This window comes from Coprococcus sp. RTP31081st1_H1_RTP31081_211007 (assembly GCF_040227275.1).
Lineage (GTDB): Bacteria > Bacillota > Clostridia > Lachnospirales > Lachnospiraceae > Coprococcus > Coprococcus aceti.
The window spans coordinates 914431-929253 of the sequence record NZ_JBEHVP010000001.1 but is presented as its reverse complement, the minus strand read 5'-3'; the positions used below and the strand labels follow the sequence as shown (position 1 = coordinate 929253).

The window sequence follows — 14823 nt, the reverse complement described above, 5'->3', positions numbered from 1 at the left end:
TCATGAGAAGTTCAACAGAAACCTACAAAGAAGTTGCAGAGAGATGCAGTGCGTATGAGAAGAAGTGTTCTTGTAAGGGCCTTTCAAACGATGTGACGGGTAAGAGTTGTCTTAACTGCGATCATTTTACAGACACAGAGTACTGTGAGCTTGATCTGTATGATCCTATAGTCAAGAATCTCTAGCTGGCAGCCAGAAAATTCTGGTAAAGGATATCAGAATGGAAGAGTGGAGCGGGGCAGGAAAAGCGCCGCTCTGTACATAAAGTAAAGTTGACACATCTGACATGTATTGATATACTTAATCACTGAAAATGGAGACGTCTGCGTGTGCAGACAGAGTAAATAGTGAAAGGTATATACGTCGATGATTAGTGCGAATAACGTAACATTGAGATTTGGTAAGAAGGCTTTATTTGAGGATGTAAATATCAAATTTACAGAGGGTAACTGTTATGGACTGATCGGTGCAAATGGTGCCGGCAAGTCAACTTTCCTGAAGATCCTGTCAGGAGAGATAGAGCCGTCAAAGGGTGATGTGACAATGAATGATGGAGAGAGACTTTCAGTTCTCCAGCAGGATCACTACAAATACGATGAGTACCAGGTGCTTGACACAGTAATCATGGGTAACAAGCGTCTGTATGAGATAATGAAGGAAAAAGATGCTATATATATGAAGGAGGACTTCTCAGACGAGGATGGAGTCAAGGCTGCAGAGCTTGAGGCTGAATTTGCTGAGATGAACGGCTGGGAGGCAGAGTCAGATGCTTCCACACTCCTGAACGGACTTGGAGTAGGCACAGAGTATCACTACAGCCTGATGAAGGATCTGGATGGTGGACTCAAGGTCAAGGTGCTTCTTGCCCAGGCCCTTTTTGGCAATCCGGATGTACTTCTTCTGGATGAGCCTACAAACCACCTTGATATGGATGCCATCGCATGGCTTGAGGAATTTCTCATCAACTTTGAGAACACGGTTATCGTTGTATCGCATGACAGATATTTCCTGAACAAGGTATGTACCCATATAGCAGATATAGATTACAGCAAGATCCAGCTTTACGCAGGTAACTATGACTTCTGGTACGAGTCAAGTCAGCTTATGATCAAGCAGATGAAGGAAGCCAACAAGAAGAAGGAAGAGAAGATCAAAGAGCTCCAGGAGTTCATTCAGAGATTCTCGGCAAATGCTTCCAAGTCCAAGCAGGCTACATCCCGTAAGCGTGCCCTTGAGAAGATCGAGCTGGATGACATCAAGCCATCAAGCAGAAAATATCCATACATTGATTTCAGACCAAAGAGAGACATCGGTAACGAGGTGCTTACAGTATCACATATCTCCAAGACGGTTGACGGAGAAAAGCTTCTGGATGATATCTCGTTCACGGTTGGTCATGACGACAAGATAGCATTTGTCGGACCGAACACCAAGTCAACCACCATGCTCTTCAAGATACTTGCAGGCGAGGAGGAACCGGACGAGGGAAGCTATAAGTGGGGAGTTACTACCTCACAGGGATATTTCCCTAAGGACAACACCAAGGAGTTCGACAACGACCTCGTGATAGTTGACTGGCTGACACAGTATTCAGACGAGAAGGATGCCACATATGTAAGAGGCTTCCTCGGAAGAATGCTCTTTGCAGGTGAGGATGGAGTTAAGAAGGTCAAGGTCCTCTCTGGAGGAGAGAAGGTAAGATGTCTTCTGTCCAAGCTGATGATCATGGGTTCAAACACCCTGATCCTCGATGAGCCTACAAACCACCTCGATATGGAGTCCATCACGGCACTCAATAACGGACTTATCAAGTTCCCTGGTGTAGTACTGTTCTCCTCGCAGGATCACCAGTTTGTACAGACAACTGCAAACAGAATCATAGAGATTACAAATACAGGTCTCATAGACAAGCAGACAACATACGATGAGTATCTTGCAAATGACGAGCTTGCCAGAAAGAGACAGGTCATGAACATGGATTCAGAGGACTGATATATTGATATATGATCACCTGAATACAGATCATGACAGAAAAAATGGCTGTGACACAACAATATGTCACAGCCATTTTTTTCTTATTCTATACCCAGATCAAAAATGTAATTCAACAGCTTGATAATGTGGTCAACATTCTCCTCGTTGTTGCCCGGGAATGAGAGATACACATCGTTGTATCCCAGGTTCATACGGTTGGCAAAATCCGTTCCGCTGATGTCTATTGCGTATGCGGAAGTGTGATTTGCGGAATCCTGCGCCGTTACTACACGATCCTTGAGCTCTCCCTCGAAGAGAGTTTTGAGAGTGCCGTCATATGTATCAAGCGGATGTATCAGATTTATCCAACTGCAGCACTCAACTCCGGCCTTGTCGGATATCAGCACATCATATACATTGTCCTCGCACAGCAGCGGGAAGGAAGAGTATTCCGTTCCATTTGCATCGTAGTCAGCGTCAAATGTAGTCGGATCGTAATGCAGGTTCTGCATATATTTGATCTTGTCCGAGTCCTTATAATTATAGTAGCTCTTATAGTCGTCTATAACGGATGTGTCCACGCTCCATGGATCAGGACTGTTGACCACCGCATATGCAAATACCGTCGGTCGGGTATTGGAATATACCGCCAGTGAGATCCAGGCCAGTGACACTACGATCATCAGTATTCCTATGATCTTCCATTTGTTGCAGTCTATAAAATAATGAAAACGCTGTGAGCGTGTCATGTCCGCTGTCTCAGCCTTTTTTTGCGCCCGTCTGTATCTGCGGCGCTCTGATCTCGTCATGGCGTGAAGCTCAAGACTGTTTTCGGTCGCAAGGTCCGCTTTGGGCGCTGCAGATCTAGGATCTGAGAAACCGTCGGCCACCTCACGCTTGACACCCCTTGGCTGGATCAAAATGTCATCCGGGGCATCCTTCTGTGTGCTTTCCAGCACCTCTTCCTGTGTATTATCTTTTTTGCTCATTCAAAACTCCTCTGCACGAAAAGAGCCGGAGGGCGTCCGGTCTTCCGCGTCAAATATATTTAATAATAGTATACTAACATATAGAAGAGGAGAACAGAACCCCTCCAATAGTGAAAAAAGTCTAAAATTTAAAATTGCACAATAAAACAGATCGGTTTTGCATGCACTATACATAATGACTAAAAGAAAACCCTGTAAATAAGCTGTTTTCTATATATAAAGTACAGTTGCCATATTAGCCGGAAAGGCGCATGGAATGTACGAAAAATAGGCTATTTGACAAAAATGATAAAATACACGCCTTATAGATAAAGTTTAATTAGTTATTTTTTTAGCTTAAAAAAAGGCGAATGTGCAAAAAAGATAAAAAAACTCAAAAAAGGGGTTGCCAAATTAGATAATATGCCCTATAATAAGCCTATGTTGACAAGGACGTTGTCAATAAAATCACAACAGAGGTCATGAAAAAGCATGACACGGCATTCCGGATATGCTCGATAAGGTGATTTTAGAGCATAGCATTGGAATAGCACACATATTTAAAAGGAGGGTTTTTTTGTGAGAAAAATCAAAAAGGCGTTAGCACTTTCATTAGCTATGGCAATGGGATTATCACTCGTTGCATGTGGCGGAAATGATGATGCTACAACAGAGGCAACAACAGAGGCTAAGACAGAGGCAACAGAGGCAGCATCAGATGATGCTACAGAGGCAACAGAGGCAGATGCTTCAGCAACAGGAGCAATTGCAGCACCTAGCACAGATGGCTGGGATGACAGCAAGAAGATCTACGCTTACTCATGGGATGAGGATTTCTCAAAGAAGATGAACGTCGTTCTTGACAAGTTCCCAGAGTACAAGGACTATGTTGAGTTCGTAACACTTGGTGTTGGTGGAACATCAGATGAGTACAAGACAGCTATTGATACAGCTCTTACAAGTGGAGATAAGTATCCTTCACTTATCCCTGCTGATAACGATGTAGCTAAGTACTGGTCAGAGGATGACACAAAGACAGCTAACCTTACAGATCTTGGTTTCACAGATGATGTTATGGCTAACTCATATGACTTCGCTAAGCAGTATGGCACATACAACGGCGAGCTTAAGGCTGTTACATGGCAGGCTACAGCAGGTTCTGTATTCTACAGAAGAGACATTGCTAAGGAAGTTCTTGGATCAGATGATCCTGAGACAGTTCAGGCAGCTCTTGCTGATTGGGACAAGTTCTTCGAGACAGCAGACAAGTTAAAGAATGCTGGATACAAGATCGTATCTGGTCCTTCAGATGTTAAGTACGCTATCTGGGATACTCAGTCACAGCCTTGGGTAACAGATGACGGTTCATCAGAGAAGCTTACACTTGACGGTGCAGTTACAGAGTACCTTGAGACAGGTAAGAAGATCTATGATGGTGGATATTCAAACAACACAGCCCTTTGGGATTCATCATGGGCTGCTGATATGGCAAATGATTCAAAGGTATTCTGCTACTTCGGATGTCCTTGGTTCATCGGTTCAATGCAGGGTAACGGCGCTGTAGATGGTAACTGGGGAGCTGTTACAGGCCCTACATCATACCACTGGGGCGGTACATACGTAATGGTTGGTAAGGATACACCAAACCCAGAGCTTTGTGCATTCCTTCTTTACGAGTTAACATGTGATCCAGATGTTGGTGTTGATATCACAAACAAGACAGGTGACTGTGTAAACAACAAGGCAGCTAACGAGAGACTTATCAATGGTGAGCTTTCAAGCGACAATGCAGCTCAGAAATTCCTTGGCGGACAGAACCCAATCGAGGTATGGGCAGCATCAGCAGAGGGAATCAACCTCAGCAACGTAACATACCAGGATGCTTCAATCAAGGCATTCATCGACGAGGCAGCTACAGCTTACAACTCAAATACATACACATCAGTTGATGATGCTGTTAAGTACATCGAGGACAAGTGTGCTTCAGAGCTTGGTATCTCAAAGTAATCTATCCCTAAAATAAAGGATAAAACTATAAAGTAACAAAATGCACGCATCAGTAATGAAAGTTGCTGGTGCGTGTGTACTATAGACCAATATTTTAAGGGGGCGTATCACACTATGAAAAAGAACAAGACAGTTGAATACGGCAAGTATGGTTTGATGTTCCTCATTCCGTTCTTCCTTGTTTTCCTTATCTTTCAGCTGTATCCACTTATCTATACGTTCTACAACTCATTTATCTACTCAGCTAAGAATGGTAGATATGTGACAACAAGCGTAGGACTCGGTAACTTTACCAATTATGTGTTTGCAAAGACCGGAAGTGAGTTCTGGCAGGCACTTGCTATAACAGTTGTTCTGTGGTTGGTAAACTTCGTACCTCAGATCCTTCTCGCACTTGTTCTTGCTGCCTGGTTCACAGACATCAAGGTTAAGATAAAGGGTCAGGGTGTATTCAAGGTAATCATGTACATGCCTAACATCATTACAGCAGCTACAATCGCCGTTCTCTTCTACGGTATGTTCGAGGTTCAGGGACCTATCACGAGCCTGTTCAGAAGTTGGGGATGGTGTGATGAGGGTGGCATCCTGAATCACGGCTGGGCATCACTTATAATCATTGCTTTTATCCAGTTCTGGATGTGGTATGGTAATACAATGATCGTCCTTTGTGCAGGTATTCTCGGTATCAATCCATCACTTTACGAGGCAGCCAGTGTTGATGGTGCTACATCAAAGCAGCAGTTCTTTAAGATAACACTTCCACTGCTCAAGCCGATCTTACAGTACACACTTGTAACATCAGCTATCGGTGGTCTGCAGATGTACGATATTCCACAGCTCTTCAACGAAGGTAACCCGGTTGTAAGAGTAGGTGGATCAGATGTCAATTCTACAACAACAGTAGTTATGCTTATCAAGAAGTACGTAAGTGCAGGTCCTACACAGGATTATGGTAAAGCTGCAGCTTACTCAGTAATGCTTTTCGCATTCACATTGATTATAAGCTTACTGTTCTACAAGCTGACATCAGAGAAAACAGAAAAACAAGGAAAGTAGGTGAACAAAGTTGGATCAGACAGAATCAAAAGCAACGGGAACGAGGGTTTTAAGATATGTCATCTGTATCATACTTTGTTTCCTGTCAATCATACCGTTTTATATTTTGTTAATTAACTCAACACTTAAGTCCAGTGATATTCTTACAGGAATAAAGCTTGTTCCTGGATCACAGTTCATCACTAACTTCAAGGGACTTTTAGAGGGTGGTGCGAAGACGAGTGGAGTAAACGTACTTCAGGCTATGCTCAATTCGTTAATTATCACAGTACCTGCAACAGCTCTTCAGATCTACTTCGGTTCTCTGACAGCTTACGCAGTTACAGTTTACAATTTCAAGGCAAAGAATTTTGCATGGGGCTTCATATATGCTATCATGATGATTCCTCAGCAGGTATCTATCGTAGGTTTCATCAAGATATGTAACCTCACACATATTTATGGTTCATATCTTGCAATGATCATTCCAGCGATCGCAGCACCAACAACTGTTTACTTTATGAAGCAGTACATGGAGACTGGCCTCTCAGTAGAGATCGTAGAGGCTGCCAGAATTGATGGATCAGGAGAAATTCATACGTTCAACTCGATCGTACTTCCTCTTCTGAAGCCAGCTATGGCAACTCAGGCAATCTTCGGATTCGTTGCATCATGGAATAACCTGTATACACCTTCTATCATACTTGCTACAGAGAGAAAGAAGCAGACAATGCCAATGTACGTTCAGGCGTTAAAGGCAAATGATAAGTCAAGAGATTGGGGTCAGATCTATTGTGGACTTTTCACAACTGTTATTCCAATCCTCGTAATGTACTTCTTCCTTTCTAAATATATTATTGCAGGTGTTGCACTTGGTGGTGTAAAGGAGTAATATATATTGTAATCAATTAAATATAATGTAGGTATCGATGACTCTTGGGTCGATCGATACCCGCATTATATTATTTTTTTTTACGAAACAATAAGCGAAGAGGACATTTTGAATGAGCGAGATATCAAACAACAGGGAAGAGAGCAGAGAGAATGACAGGGGAAAAGAGAAAGAACCACTTCTGAGACGGGCAATGGATGCGTTTGGAACTATATTTGCACTTAATGTGTGCTTTGTAGTTGGCTGTATACCTATATTTACAGTGGGAGCATCGCTGTCAGCTCTTTATGCTATGTGTATAAGACTGCAGGAGGATGAGGAAGAGACGGTTGTCGCCGGATTTATCCATGAGTTTAAGAGAAACTTTAAACAGTCGACCATAGCGTATTTCTTTATTCTGCTTGCGATATTTGTAATGTATTTTGAATTCCTGCTTGTCAAGAGAGTGACGGGATTCATATCTACATTCTACACAGGAATTCTTGTGACAGAACTTATATTTATGGGACTTATTGTTCCGTTTTTGTTCCCGTTGATAGCCAGATACAACAATAAGCTGGGAACCACGGTGAGAAACTCACTGGCTTTGGCTATCACATATAAGGGATCATGGTTAAAAGTATTTATCGCATGGTTTGCACCTATATTTATATGCGTGAGATACCCTATTATATTTGTGAATATATGGTACCTGTGGGTTTTATTCATATTTGGTGCGATTGCATACGGAACCAGTACGACGATGAGGAAGATATTCAGACTCAACGAGAAGAAACTGGAGGAAACCGCCCGAAAAGCCGAGGAAGAGGCGAAGAAGGCAAAGGAGGAGGCTGAAGCTGCTGCGAAACTGTTAGAAGCCGAGGCTGAAGCTGAAGAAAAGGATAAAGAGGATACAGGGAATAAAGAAGACTTGGATTCGGAACAGGCATAAAGCCTGAAGATAGTGATATTTCCCATAAAAGAGGTTAAAGAGAAATCTTTAACCTCTTTTTTTATGAAAAAGTGTCACATTTATGATAATGTAATCGTTATATATAGTGAACGTTCAAAAAAGACAGAATATCTAGGGGTGTTCATGGCGGGGAGCACATGAAAAAGGATAGGGAAATTATGCATAATGATAAGAAAGACAGCGAATTGATAGCAGAATATTATGACAAGTACGAACAGAAGTTATACAGGCTGTCGTATGCCGTATTGGGAGATATATGGCAGGCGGAGGAGGCTGTACAGGAGACATTTCTGAAAGTCATAAGATACAGGAATATGATAAAAAGGATGCCGGAGGAGAAGAGGTCGGCGTACATAACCAAGATTGCAAGAAATATCGCTGTTGATATGTACAGGAAAAATAAAAGAGATAAAGAGGCTGTGTGCAGTCTGCAGGGGGATGACGATTCCACGGAACTTGCAGACAACATCCTGTGGAGTCATGCCGATCCATCGGTGAAGAGCAATATGGCTGATGAGGTGGAGAACAGACAGTTGATAACAGGCATACTTGGAAGATTATCTGATGATGATGCCCTAGTGCTCCAGCTAAGGATAGTGCGGCAGCTCAGTGTAAGAGAGACAGCTGATCTGATGCGGCTGACAGAGGCTGCGGTCCGGAAGAAATATGAGCGGGCGGTAAAGAGAGCGCGAAAACTGCTGATGAAGGAGATGATGCTGGATGGAGAATAGGAATATGGAGAATGTTGATAACACGGACAATACGGTTAATATAGACAAGCTGTCTGAACATGAATTTTCGGCAGAATACAAAGCTAAAAAGGAAAGTCTGCTCGCCGGAATGAGAGATATGGAGGAGTCCGGCAGACCGACAGGCCTCGGGAAAAGACATGGAGGAATGGAGAGATTTATCAAGGTTGCAGCACTGCTGCTGTGTGGTGTGATCCTTATACCGGTATCGATCCATGCTGCGGTCAGCGTGTATAGATTTACGATCGAGAAGAATGGTGATTATGCAAGTGGAACGATAGAGCTCAATGACGATGGTGTTGCCACAGCTGCAGATGACACCGAGAGCACGGAGACTCTGGACGCGATGAAAAAGAGAATGGCGGAGGAGGAAGAAAATGGAACACAGAGCATAATGAAAGGAAGCGATGGTAATTCATACATGATAAATTCTGGCAAAAGATACGTGGAGATCACTCTTGATTATCTGCCGGAAGGCGTGGTTCAGGTCGAGGAATGTAAGTATGACAGCCCGGACAGGAAAGGATATATGGGAATATCCATAGCGGCAACCCAGTGGAATGGACAGTCGAATACTGTGATAAACCGAAGCATCGAGGATGCCACAGTCAGACAGGCGGGAAGTTATGAGTACCTGTTGTTTGAGAGGGGAGGAGTTGATTGGGGATTTGATAGAGTGCTGTACGTTCCGATAAAAGAAGAGTCCGTTATTCTGACTGTGTATATCGGCTGCGATATAACGGATGAGGAACTGGACAAGATCGTGACCGGAATAAATGTCAAGGATGCTGAGGGCGATGATCCATCTAACTGGGTCGGAGTTGACTCAACATTTTATGATGACAATCCGGATAATGTTGATACGATCCAGGTGGATGACAAGTACACATTTATAGGATTGGACGAGTCGTTTGTTGTGGATGGCGTAGAGATGACGGTAAACAGTGTGAACGTATACGATGACACCCGGGGAATAGATCCTGCGGATATGCTCTATGTTGTGGGAGATCTCAAGGAGAAAGGTCTGGTGGATACGGACGGAAACTTTGTGGATGTCAGATGTCGGAGGATGAACGAAGCGACAGATAACAGCTTTACAAGCTGGGGAGATTATAATAACAGCAGCTTGCGGATGGTTGCGGTGGATATCACATATAAAGCGGACTACAGAGCATATCCGTATGACGATATAGTTATAGATCTTGAGAGGGGAGAAAAACTCTCGGGGGACAAGCTGGCGCCACCGGTTGACACGAATTATTATTGCGGAGATGGTGAGCCTCGTGCGAGTTATGAAAGACGGATGACATATGGAGTACCTGCGTATGTAGTAGATGACGGCACAGAGATTACTGAAAAGAGCGTGGATGGCTACTGCTGCCTGAAGAGGGATGGCGAAGAACATTTGCTGACGGTGTATTTCCTTGTTGACGAGAGTGAGCTTGAGGATTGTTACATGCAGGTAAGTCCGAGCAGTTCAATGGCAGGTTATTATGAGTATATGACAATATATCTTGGTGAAGGAGAGTAAATATGAGGAAAAGAAGATGGATGATATGTGCAGCTTTGGTTTGCCTTGCGATGGCGTGCGGTGGCTGCGCGGATAAGAAAAAGGAAGCAAACACGGCGGTCATAGAGGGCGATGATATCAAGGAATACAGCAGCGGAACGGACACGTCCGGGGACACCGAGAAGGATGCAGATTATGATGACAGTGTGGGTGGACTTGCCAGAACACTCAGCATTCCGACCAGCGTAAGTGTTGATATACCTGTTGAAAATTGCGGAACTTTGGAGTCTGCAAGCATCAAAGCGTCGGAGATCAAGACTCCGGATGCCGATAAGATGTATACTAAGAAGTTCACCATGGGCAGCATAGGAGCTGAAGACAGGGAGACGATACTCAAAAGCATATTTGACGAGGAGGATGGAGTTTTCGAGTATCCATATGATATGAAGGACAGTGTGACACAGGAGCAGAGAGATGAACTGTTCGCTCATAGGGGTGCCGATGTGGATTACAGCAAGGATTATTTTATTGGGAAGATAGATGGAGTTGAATACATACTGTATTTTTATGATCTGTCGTGGATATCAGATGAGGGATTTTCTATCCAGCTTGCGGTGACGGACCCTGTTCCTGAAGATATGGCGGACAAGGGTGCGACATTCACGGAGTATACCTCATGGGATCCCGCGGAACTGATAACGGCAAATGAAGGGAATCCGTCGGACGTTCAGACTGATGAATCCAATATGAGTGGCATGGATGAGGATGCCGGAATGGTAAAAGCGCTGGACTACATGGACAAATGGGGCTTTAATGATGTGGTCCCTACATCACAGTCGGAGCTTTACCGCCAATATAGTGATGAGTATGGAGAGGTTGTAGGATATGAGAAGGATGGATACTCTGTGACATTTCAGGCGTCCGTGAATGGACAGCCGCTCTATCAGCCGGATGCATTTGGCATAGACACCATCTCAAACCAGAAGAATGCGGAGGATAGTGGTTCGTTTTCTGCAGAGAAATACTACTATACGGAGCAGTCCACATACAGTATCGCATTTACAGGAGAGAAACTTACGGGATTTACATGTACTTGGCCGATGAAGTCCGCGGGGGATATTCAGGATGCAGGGACACTGATCACCTGGGATTCTGCGGTGACAAGCCTCAAGGGAGTCATGGAAAGCCACTTTGCGGATTATACCGGATATAATTCAGTGGAGTTCAACGATGTGAGACTCACATATTTCAGGATAAAGACAGGGGACGGCGAGTATGAGGCTATACCTGTGTACTCATTTGCACAGTTGGATTCGGATCATTCCGACACTTACCCGATACAGCTTGTACTGATAGATGCGAGGGATGGAAGCGAGGTCAGCATGGTTCAGGATGAGGCGAGATTCCTGAATAAATAGACCACAAATGAGTTGCATATTTGGCTGTGTAATTGTGCATGTCTGCTTGACAACAGAGAGCGTACATAAGTATAATTAATTGCGATAAAATAAGTCATATTGACTATATTAGGAAAGGAAAAACATCGGTTTCGGTGTTGCAGAGGGTTTATATGGTTTACAGTGTTACGGTTACACAGCTTATAGAGAAGATGGATCTCAAGAACCATACTCCGGAGATCGATACGGATAAGATACTTATCCAGGATCCGGGTATGAACAGACCGGCAGTACAGTTTGGTGGATTCTTCGAGCACTTTGATGCAGGAAGAATACAGATTTGTGGTAATGTTGAGCATGCCTATGTGGCAGCTATGCATACTGAGGAGGAGAACAAGCGCATCATGGATGAGTTCTTCTCATACAAGCCACCATGCCTTATATTCTGCCGAGGCCTTGAGCCATATCCATTTATCATAGAGATGGCAAAGAAGCATGGGGTTCCGGTACTCACATCCGATGCGGTCACATCTGCATTTGTACATGAGGTGGACAGATGGCTGCATGTGGAGCTGGCTCCAAGAATATCGGTGCATGCGGTTCTTGTCGATGTATACGGCGAGGGCGTACTGATCATGGGTGAGAGTGGAATCGGTAAGTCGGAGGCGGCGCTGGAGCTTCTGAAGAGAGGACACAGACTTGTTGCGGACGACGTGGTTGAGATCAAGAAGGTCAGCGATGCAACTCTTGTAGGAAGAGCTCCTGACATAACAAGGCATTTTATTGAGCTCAGAGGAATTGGAATAATAGATGTGAAATCACTGTTTGGTGTTGAGTGCGTTAAGATAGATCAGAATATCGATCTTGTCATCAACCTGGAGGAGTGGAGCAAAGATACAGAATACGACAGACTCGGACTTGAGGACAATTATATGGAGTTCCTGGGAAATAAGGTGGTAAGTCACAACATACCTATCAGACCGGGAAGAAATATCGCGATCATAGTTGAGTCGGCGGCTGTAAACCACAGACAGAAGAAGATGGGATACAATGCAGCTCAGGAGCTTTATAACAGAGTTACACAGAATATTATGAAGGGCAACGGCGGTGGTGACAAGCAGTAAATGACTGCCGGCCGTGATATTACAATAAAAAGCGGAGAATGTGGAAGGAGAAAAAACATGGCTAAGTATGTATTTGGAGTTGATGTTGGAGGAACTACAGTAAAGATGGGACTTTTTACCGTTGAGGGCGAACTGCTCGACAAGTGGGAGATCAAGACCCGCACAGAGGACGGTGGAAAGAATGTTCTTCCGGACATTGCTGATTCTATAAAGGAAGTTATTGAAAGCAAGAAGCTTGCAAAGGAAGATGTTGAGGGCGTTGGAATCGGAGTTCCGGGACCTGTCAAGGAGGATGGAACGGTTCTCAAGTGTGTAAACCTCGGATGGGGAATACTGAATGTTGAGGACGAGCTGGAGAAGCTGGTCGGATATCCTGTAAAGGCTGGAAATGACGCAAATGTCGCTGCGCTCGGAGAGATGTGGCAGGGCGGTGGCAAGGGCCACAGCAATCTGGTAATGGTAACACTTGGAACAGGTGTTGGCGGCGGAATCATACTCAACGGCAAGATGCTGTTCGGCGTGAATGGTGCCGGCGGTGAGATCGGACATATATGTGTTGACGATTCAGAGACTGAGACATGTGGATGCGGAAACAAGGGATGTCTGGAGCAGTACACATCTGCAACAGGCGTGGTAAGACTTGCGGGCAGAGCTATGGCAGCTTCAGATAAGAAGTCAACTCTCCGTGAGCTCAAGGCTGTTACTGCAAAGGATGTATTTGACGCAGCAAAGGCAGGAGACGAGCTTGCACTTGAGATAGTTGATACACAGGCACGTATCCTGGGTCGTGCGCTTGCACAGATAGCATGTGTAGTTGATCCTGAGATATTTGTAATCGGTGGAGGCGTGTCAAAGGCGGGCTCCATACTTACAGATTCAGTAAAGAAGTATTTCGAGCATTATGCATTCCATGCATGCAGACAGACAAAGTTCGCGCTTGCACAGCTTGGCAATGATGCAGGTATTTATGGAAGTGCATGCAGCATACTTGGAAGGTAATTGACCTGAATGTAATTTCGGTAAAATTTACCAGTAGAATTTGTGAAAATATCCAAAGGTTTTGCGAAAGATGGTAAATTTATATTAAATTTTAATATTGAATTATAAAAGTCTTTAATGTATGATGAATTTAATGGTGATGAATAGTGCCGTAAAATCCAATATATTAAAGACTTTTATTGTGTATGTTAAGAAAAAAGCAGTTCTCTGTGACAGAGGGTGCTTTTACTTTTGTTTTAAAATACATGCACATGTGAATAAAATATAGAAGACAGATTGTATGAGGTTGACATGTCAGATTTAGAAATATTGAACAGTATTCGAGAGATAACCGGAGAGAAGAATGCAAGCGCAGATGAGGTGATGAGCGCACACACTACCTTCAGGGTGGGCGGTCCTGCCGACTATTTTGCGAGTCCTTCTGATGCAGATCAGGTTGCGGGGCTTATAGAACTTTGTCGGAAATGTGAGATACCGTATTTTGTCCTTGGTAATGGCAGTAATCTGCTTGTGTCGGATGCTGGCTACAGGGGCATGATAATCAATATAATGGACAATATGAATGGGATAACAGTTGACGGTGATGTGATAACAGCCCAGGCCGGGGCAAAGCTGGTGAGAGTCAGCAGACTGGCAAGGGATAATTCGCTGACCGGTCTTGAGTTTGCTTCCGGGATTCCCGGTACTATAGGCGGTGCGGTGTATATGAATGCGGGAGCTTATGGTGGTGAGATGAAGGACGTTGTCACCAGTGTCAAGGTGATGGATGCCGATGGACATATATATGATATGTCGTCGGATGAACTGGATTTTTCGTACAGACACAGTGCTGTGGAGGCTGAGGGGCTCATAGTTCTTGAGGTTACCATGAAGCTGGCAGCAGGTGTGCAGCAGGATATAGATGACAGAATGAAGGAATTGTCGGATTCCAGAAGAACAAAGCAGCCGCTTGAGTATCCGTCGGCGGGCTCTACATTCAAGAGACCTGAGGGATATTTTGCGGGTAAACTTATAATGGATGCAGGACTCAGGGGATATTCTGTGGGAGGAGCACAGGTGTCAGAGAAGCACTGCGGATTTGTTGTGAACAGTGGCGGTGCAACCGCTGCTGATGTGACAGGTCTGATCCGTGATGTACAGAAGAAGGTTATGGATCAGTTTGGCGTGATGCTGGAGCCTGAGGTGAAGATGCTTGGCGATTTCTAGCATTTAGTGA

The 14823-nt window shown here is 44.3% G+C and carries 13 protein-coding genes; 12 read left to right on the top strand and 1 reads right to left on the bottom strand.

Annotation, left to right across the window (positions count from 1 at the left end; all coding sequences use genetic code 11):
- Positions 1-2: 2 nt before the first annotated feature.
- Complete coding sequence (locus ABUA31_RS04075) at positions 3-185, top strand: hypothetical protein (RefSeq protein WP_015533298.1); 183 nt, start codon at positions 3-5, stop codon at positions 183-185.
- A 181-nt stretch (positions 186-366) separates the two neighbouring features.
- Complete coding sequence (locus ABUA31_RS04070) at positions 367-1992, top strand: ABC-F family ATP-binding cassette domain-containing protein (protein ID WP_015533297.1); 1626 nt, start codon at positions 367-369, stop codon at positions 1990-1992.
- An 83-nt stretch (positions 1993-2075) separates the two neighbouring features.
- Here the strand turns inward: ABUA31_RS04070 and ABUA31_RS04065 are convergent, their stop codons facing one another.
- Positions 2076-2963, bottom strand: coding sequence for a hypothetical protein (locus tag ABUA31_RS04065; protein WP_055273658.1), 888 nt, complete (start codon positions 2961-2963; stop codon positions 2076-2078).
- Positions 2964-3521: 558 nt separating this feature from the next.
- Between ABUA31_RS04065 and ABUA31_RS04060 the strand changes: the two genes are divergently transcribed.
- The 10 genes from ABUA31_RS04060 to murB all read left to right on the top strand — a co-directional run bounded on the left by ABUA31_RS04060 (position 3522) and on the right by murB (position 14813).
- Complete coding sequence (locus ABUA31_RS04060; protein ID WP_349093450.1) at positions 3522-4949, top strand: ABC transporter substrate-binding protein; 1428 nt, start codon at positions 3522-3524, stop codon at positions 4947-4949.
- Between the two features lie 114 nt (positions 4950-5063).
- A complete protein-coding gene (locus ABUA31_RS04055; RefSeq protein WP_015533296.1) occupies positions 5064-6005 on the top strand; it encodes a carbohydrate ABC transporter permease in 942 nt (313 codons plus the stop codon).
- Positions 6006-6015: 10 nt separating this feature from the next.
- A complete protein-coding gene (locus ABUA31_RS04050) occupies positions 6016-6876 on the top strand; it encodes a carbohydrate ABC transporter permease (RefSeq protein WP_022216607.1) in 861 nt (286 codons plus the stop codon).
- A 112-nt stretch (positions 6877-6988) separates the two neighbouring features.
- The gene (locus ABUA31_RS04045) at positions 6989-7807 is read left to right on the top strand and encodes a YesL family protein (RefSeq protein ID WP_055143836.1); all 819 of its coding nucleotides are present in this window, start codon (positions 6989-6991) and stop codon (positions 7805-7807) included.
- A gap of 179 nt (positions 7808-7986) precedes the next feature.
- Positions 7987-8559: an RNA polymerase sigma factor gene (locus tag ABUA31_RS04040; RefSeq protein ID WP_015533294.1), complete on the top strand. Its 573-nt coding sequence runs from the start codon at positions 7987-7989 to the stop codon at positions 8557-8559.
- Positions 8549-10108, top strand: coding sequence for a hypothetical protein (locus tag ABUA31_RS04035; RefSeq protein ID WP_015533293.1), 1560 nt, complete (start codon positions 8549-8551; stop codon positions 10106-10108). The genes ABUA31_RS04040 and ABUA31_RS04035 overlap by 11 nt, the downstream gene beginning before the upstream one ends.
- Before the next feature lie 2 nt (positions 10109-10110).
- Positions 10111-11505, top strand: coding sequence for a hypothetical protein (locus ABUA31_RS04030; RefSeq protein WP_015533292.1), 1395 nt, complete (start codon positions 10111-10113; stop codon positions 11503-11505).
- Between the two features lie 152 nt (positions 11506-11657).
- Positions 11658-12608, top strand: coding sequence for an HPr(Ser) kinase/phosphatase (gene hprK / locus ABUA31_RS04025; RefSeq protein ID WP_015533291.1), 951 nt, complete (start codon positions 11658-11660; stop codon positions 12606-12608).
- Positions 12609-12665: 57 nt separating this feature from the next.
- A complete protein-coding gene (locus ABUA31_RS04020; protein WP_349818425.1) occupies positions 12666-13607 on the top strand; it encodes an ROK family glucokinase in 942 nt (313 codons plus the stop codon).
- 291 nt (positions 13608-13898) lie between these two features.
- A complete protein-coding gene (gene murB / locus ABUA31_RS04015) occupies positions 13899-14813 on the top strand; it encodes a UDP-N-acetylmuramate dehydrogenase (protein ID WP_349818426.1) in 915 nt (304 codons plus the stop codon).
- The last annotated feature ends 10 nt before the right edge of the window (positions 14814-14823 follow it).

Excerpts from the sequence above, each read along its gene's own strand:
- ABUA31_RS04065 (WP_055273658.1), bottom strand. The coding sequence starts at position 2,963 with ATGAGCAAAAAAGATAATACACAGGAAGAGGTGCTGGAAAGCACACAG.
- ABUA31_RS04075 (WP_015533298.1), top strand. The coding sequence starts at position 3 with ATGAGAAGTTCAACAGAAACCTACAAAGAAGTTGCAGAGAGATGCAGT.
- ABUA31_RS04045 (WP_055143836.1), top strand. The coding sequence starts at position 6,989 with ATGAGCGAGATATCAAACAACAGGGAAGAGAGCAGAGAGAATGACAGG.
- ABUA31_RS04020 (WP_349818425.1), top strand. The coding sequence starts at position 12,666 with ATGGCTAAGTATGTATTTGGAGTTGATGTTGGAGGAACTACAGTAAAG.
- ABUA31_RS04070 (WP_015533297.1), top strand. The coding sequence starts at position 367 with ATGATTAGTGCGAATAACGTAACATTGAGATTTGGTAAGAAGGCTTTA.
- murB (WP_349818426.1), top strand. The coding sequence starts at position 13,899 with ATGTCAGATTTAGAAATATTGAACAGTATTCGAGAGATAACCGGAGAG.
- ABUA31_RS04030 (WP_015533292.1), top strand. The coding sequence starts at position 10,111 with ATGAGGAAAAGAAGATGGATGATATGTGCAGCTTTGGTTTGCCTTGCG.
- ABUA31_RS04040 (WP_015533294.1), top strand. The coding sequence starts at position 7,987 with ATGCATAATGATAAGAAAGACAGCGAATTGATAGCAGAATATTATGAC.
- ABUA31_RS04055 (WP_015533296.1), top strand. The coding sequence starts at position 5,064 with ATGAAAAAGAACAAGACAGTTGAATACGGCAAGTATGGTTTGATGTTC.
- hprK (WP_015533291.1), top strand. The coding sequence starts at position 11,658 with ATGGTTTACAGTGTTACGGTTACACAGCTTATAGAGAAGATGGATCTC.
- ABUA31_RS04035 (WP_015533293.1), top strand. The coding sequence starts at position 8,549 with ATGGAGAATAGGAATATGGAGAATGTTGATAACACGGACAATACGGTT.